The sequence below is a fragment of the Bulleidia sp. zg-1013 genome, assembly GCF_019798045.1.
Lineage (GTDB): Bacteria > Bacillota_I > Bacilli_A > Erysipelotrichales > Erysipelotrichaceae > Bulleidia.
In genome coordinates this window covers 1-5,236 of sequence record NZ_JAGXEX010000018.1, presented here as the reverse complement: position 1 = coordinate 5,236, position 5,236 = coordinate 1, and the positions used below count along the sequence as shown (strand labels likewise).

The 5,236-nt window shown below is 48.5% G+C and carries 3 rRNA genes; all 3 read right to left on the bottom strand.

The features are described 5' to 3' along the window. Nucleotides 1-32: 32 nt before the first annotated feature. The 3 genes from rrf to K7I92_RS07335 all read right to left on the bottom strand — a co-directional run bounded on the left by rrf (nt 33) and on the right by K7I92_RS07335 (nt 4,864). Nucleotides 33-140 (bottom strand): 5S ribosomal RNA (gene rrf / locus K7I92_RS07345). 82 nt (nt 141-222) lie between these two features. Beyond that, nucleotides 223-3,121 (bottom strand): 23S ribosomal RNA (locus tag K7I92_RS07340). A 218-nt stretch (nt 3,122-3,339) separates the two neighbouring features. After that, nucleotides 3,340-4,864: ribosomal RNA gene (locus tag K7I92_RS07335) — 16S ribosomal RNA — on the bottom strand. The 16S, 23S and 5S rRNA genes sit together here, the layout of an rRNA operon. Nucleotides 4,865-5,236: the final 372 nt, after the last annotated feature.

Below are 5,236 nucleotides of genomic sequence, written 5' to 3'. Positions count from 1 at the left end.
ATTATAAAGTAAAAAAAGGATAAAAAAAATAGACCCGGCAACGAGCTCGATTCACCCAAAGGGCTATTTTTGCCGCTGAAGTGCTTAACTTCTGTGTTCGGGATGGGAACAGGTGTGGCCACTTCGCTATCGTCACCGGATCTTTTCAGAGTCAATTCTCTGAAAACTAAATAACAGCTTAGAAGACATTTTCTGTCTTTTCGTAAAATTGGCGTTCTCTTCGTGAATAAACCTTCGACCTATTAGTATCAGTCAACTCAACATATCACTATGCTTACATCCCTGACCTATCAACCTCATCGTCTTTAAGGGGTCTTATTCATTTGAAATGATGGGAAATCTTATCTTGGAGTCGGTTTCACGCTTAGATGCCTTCAGCGTTTATCCGGTCCATTCTCGGCTATCCAGCTATGCCACTGGCGTGACAACTGGTGCACCGTAGGAATGTCCACCCCGGTCCTCTCGTACTAGGGGCAGCTCTCCTCAAATTTCCAACGCCCACAACAGATAGGGACCGAACTGTCTCACGACGTTCTGAACCCAGCTCGCGTACCGCTTTAATGGGCGGACAGCCCAACCCTTGGAAGCGAATTCACCTCCAGGATGCGATGAGCCGACATCGAGGTGCCAAACCTCGCCGTCGATGTGAACTCTTGGGCGAGATCAGCCTGTTATCCCCAGGGTAGCTTTTATCCGTTAAGCGACGGCCATTCCATTCTGCACCGCCGGATCACTAACACCGACTTTCGTCCCTGCTCGACCTGTTTGTCTCGCAGTCAAGCACTCTTCTGCGTTTGCGCTCGTTGAATGATTTCCAACCATTCTGAGAGTACCTTTGTACGCCTCCGTTACTCTTTGGGAGGCGACCGCCCCAGTCAAACTACCCACCTGCCACGGTCCTCCGCCCGGATCACGGTCCGGAGTTAGAATTTCAATCAAGTAAGAGTGGTATCCCAACGGTGACTCCTCCGACCCCGAAAGGCCGGTCTCTTCGTCTCCCACCTATACTGTGCATACTTAACCGAAACTCAATAGCAGGCTATAGTAAAGCTCCATGGGGTCTTTCCGTCTAGTTGCGGGTAACCTGCATCTTCACAGGTACTAAGATTTCACCGAGTCTGCTGCCGAGACAGTGCCCAAATCATTACACCTTTCGTGCGGGTCAGAACTTACCTGACAAGGAATTTCGCTACCTTAGGACCGTTATAGTTACGGCCGCCGTTCACTGGGGCTTCGGTTCAAAGCTTCGGATTACTCCTAACTAATCCCCTTGACCTTCCAGCACCGGGCAGGTGTCACCCCCTATACTTCGTCTTGCGACTTTGCAGAGAGCTATGTTTTAGTTAAACAGTTGCTAGGGCCTATTTACTGCGGCTCTTTCGAGCACCCCTTATTGCGAACGTACGGGGCCAATTTGCCGAGTTCCTTGGCAACAGTTCTCTCGCTCACCTTAGGCTATTCGCCTTGACCACCTGTGTCGGTTTTGGTACGGGCCACTAATCAATTGACGCTAGAAGCTTTTCTTGAGAACCGGTGTCACCATCTTCGCTACTTGCTCGCGCGTTCACTCCCTGCAAGGCTTCAATTACGCTGACGGATTTGCCTATCAGCCTCTTCTCCTTACAATCCCCAATCCATTAAGGGGTCTGGTTAACCTTTTCTGTCACTCCTTCACTTGATTCGCGGGTGCAGGAATATCAACCTGCTGTCCATCGACTACGCCTTTCGGCCTGGCCTTAGGTCCCGACTTACCCAGGGCGGACGAACCTTCCCCTGGAAACCTTGGTCTATCGGTGTGTAGGATTCTCACCTACATCTCGCTACTCACACCGGCATTCTCACTTCCATACGCTCCAGCACTCCTTACGGTATACCTTCAATGCTGTATGGAACGCTCCCCTACCACTTGAATTAAATTCAAATCCATAGATTCGGTATTACGCTTAGCCCCGGTAAATTTTCGGCGCGGAGATACTCGACTAGTGAGCTGTTACGCACTCTTTCAAGGATGGCTGCTTCTGAGCCAACCTCCTAGCTGTTTGCGCGTCTCCACATCCTTTTCCACTTAGCGTAAATTTTGGGACCTTATCTGATGATCTGGGCTGTTTCCCTTTTGACCATGGACCTTATCACCCACAGTCTGACTGCTGAATATTCTTGCCCGGCATTCGGAGTTTGATATCTATTGGTACGGCTAGGTGCCGCCCGCAAGATTTCAGTGCTCTACCTCCGGGTAGATCCGTTCAACGCTAGCCCTAAAGCTATTTCGGGGAGAACCAGCTATCGCCGTGTTCGATTGGAATTTCTCCGCTAATCACAAGTCATCCGCCAACGTTTCAACGGGGGTCGGTTCGGTCCTCCATCTGGATTCACCCAGACTTCAACCTGCTCATGACTAGATCACTACGGCTTCGGGTCTATCCCTACGTACTCTTCACCCTATTAAGATTCGCTTTCGCTTCGGCTCCGCATTGTCTGCTTAACCTCGCACGTAAGGATAACTCGCCGGTTCATTCTACAAAAGGCACGCCATCACACATGAATGTGCTCTGACTTTTTGTAAGCATACGGTTTCAGAATCTATTTCACTCCGCTCCCGCGGTTCTTTTCATCTTTCCCTCATGGTACTGGTTCACTATCGGTCATATAGGAGTATTTAGCCTTACCGGATGGTCCCGGTCGCTTCCGTCAGGGTTCCACGTGCCCCGACGTACTCAGGATCCCACTAGGCCATTTGAAAATTTCGTCTACAGGGCTTGCACCTTCTGCGGCTGAAGCTTTCAATCTCATTCGACTATCTTCATCTGTACCATCTCGTGGTCCTACTACCCCAGCTCTTAGCTGGTTTGGGCTCTTCCAATTTCGCTCGCCACTACTCTCGGAATCATTGTTATTTTCTTTTCCTCCAGTTACTAAGATGTTTCAATTCACTGGGTTTTCTCCTCATAAGTTATGTATTGGCTTATGGGTGATACATCATTTCCTATGTATCGGGTTCCCCCATTCGGATACCCCCGGATCGTTGCCTGTGTACGACTCCCCGAGGCGTTTCGCCGTTTGCTGCGTCCTTCTTCTGCTCTATATGCCAAGACATCCACCGTACGCTCTTGTTCGTTTAATCACTCTTTTTTGCGTTTGTACGAGAACTGTTAACTTTTTGTCTTTCAACTTTTTCTGTTAATCTTGTTATCACAACTTTACGAAAAAGACCTATCTATTGTCTTCTTCTGTTATTCAGTTTTCAAAGAACTGCTCTTGAGAGTCTTTTTCCGAAATCTCTCAAAACTAAATAGGAATTTATTACTCCAACTTCTTTCTTGTGTACATCTTTCTCCTTAGAAAGGAGGTGATCCATCCCCACGTTCTCGTAGGGATACCTTGTTACGACTTGACCCCAATCATTAGCCCTACCTTCGACGGCTCCTTCCTTGCGGTTAGGCCACCGGCTTCGGGTATTGCCAACTCTCATGGTATGACGGGCGGTGTGTACAAGGCCCGAGAACGTATTCACCGCGACATGCTGATCCGCGATTACTAGCGATTCCAACTTCATGGAGTCGAGTTGCAGACTCCAATCCGAACTGAGACTATCTTTCAGTGATTCGCTCCTGTTCACACAGTCGCTGCACGTTGTAATAGCCATTGTAGTACGTGTGTAGCCCAGGCCATAAGGGGCATGATGATTTGACGTCATCCCCACCTTCCTCCGGTTTATCACCGGCAGTCTCTCCAGAGTCCCCAACTGAATGCTGGTAACTGAAGACAAGGGTTGCGCTCGTTGCGGGACTTAACCCAACATCTCACGACACGAGCTGACGACAACCATGCACCACCTGTCTCCTTGATAACCTCTTCCCTATCTCTAGGGCTTTGCAAGGGATGTCAAGGCCTGGTAAGGTTCTTCGCGTTGCGTCGAATTAAACCACATACTCCACCGCTTGTGCGGGCCCCCGTCAATTCCTTTATGTTTCACACTTGCGTGCATACTCCACAGGCGGAATACTTAATGCGTTAGCTGCAGCACTGAGTCTCCCCAATACTTAGTATTCATCGTTTACAGCGTGGACTACTAGGGTATCTAATCCTATTTGCTCCCCACGCTTTCGTGCCTCAGCGTCAGTCTTTGGCCAGCAAGTCGCCTTCGCCACCGGTGTTCCTCCATATATCTACGCATTTTACCGCTACACATGGAATTCCACTTGCCTCTCCAATACTCTAGTCTGCCAGTATCCATGGCGTGATGGGGTTGAGCCCCACAATTTGACCATGAACTTAACAGACCGCCTACGCACCCTTTACGCCCAATAATTCCGGATAACGCTCGCCACCTACGTATTACCGCGGCTGCTGGCACGTAGTTAGCCGTGGCTTTCTGGTAAGATAATGTCTGACTGAAATTCTCTTCCGGTTTATCTTTTCTTACAACAGAGCTTTACAACCCGAAGGCCGTCTTCACTCACGCGGCGTTGCTCGGTCAGGGTTGCCCCCATTGCCGAAAATTCCCTACTGCTGCCTCCCGTAGGAGTCTGGGCCGTGTCTCAGTCCCAATGTGGCCGTTCACCCTCTCAGGCCGGCTACGCATCATCGTCTTGGTGAGCCTTTACCTCACCAACTAACTAATGCGCCATAAGCTCATCCACTAGTGTTTTTAACCTTTAATAAAGAAAAGATGCCTTCTCCTTACCTATCCGGTATTAGTCCCCGTTTCCAGAGGTTATCCCGGTCTTTGTGGGCAGATTGCTTATGTATTACTCACCCGTTCGCCACTCTTTCCACCTAGCAAGCTAGGTTTCCAGCGTTCGACTTGCATGTATTAGGCACGCCGCCAGCGTTTATCCTGAGCCAGGATCAAACTCTTCATTTGATTGACTCTTTATTCCGTAGCTCTTTGGCTACTTCTTTCTTGTTTCGTTGACGTTGTTCTGTAATGTTTTTAATTCCTATTCAGTTTTCAAAGATCTCTCACGCTCTCTTCAAGCGTGCTTGACTATAATACCAATACCTTCTGACTTTGTCAATTACTTTTTTTCGACTTTTCTCGCTTTCTTTTCCCCTTTGTTTTGAGTACTTTATACCTTCTTCCCTCTTCCAAAAAGCTCTGCCATTGTCTTTTGTACTGCTCTCTAGTGCCCAGTTATAATATCATCTCATCCCTCCTATGGCAAGCCTATTATTCATACTTTTTTTGAAAAATTTGGAGTTTGACATATCTAAATTTAAAAGTCTAACTTTGGGG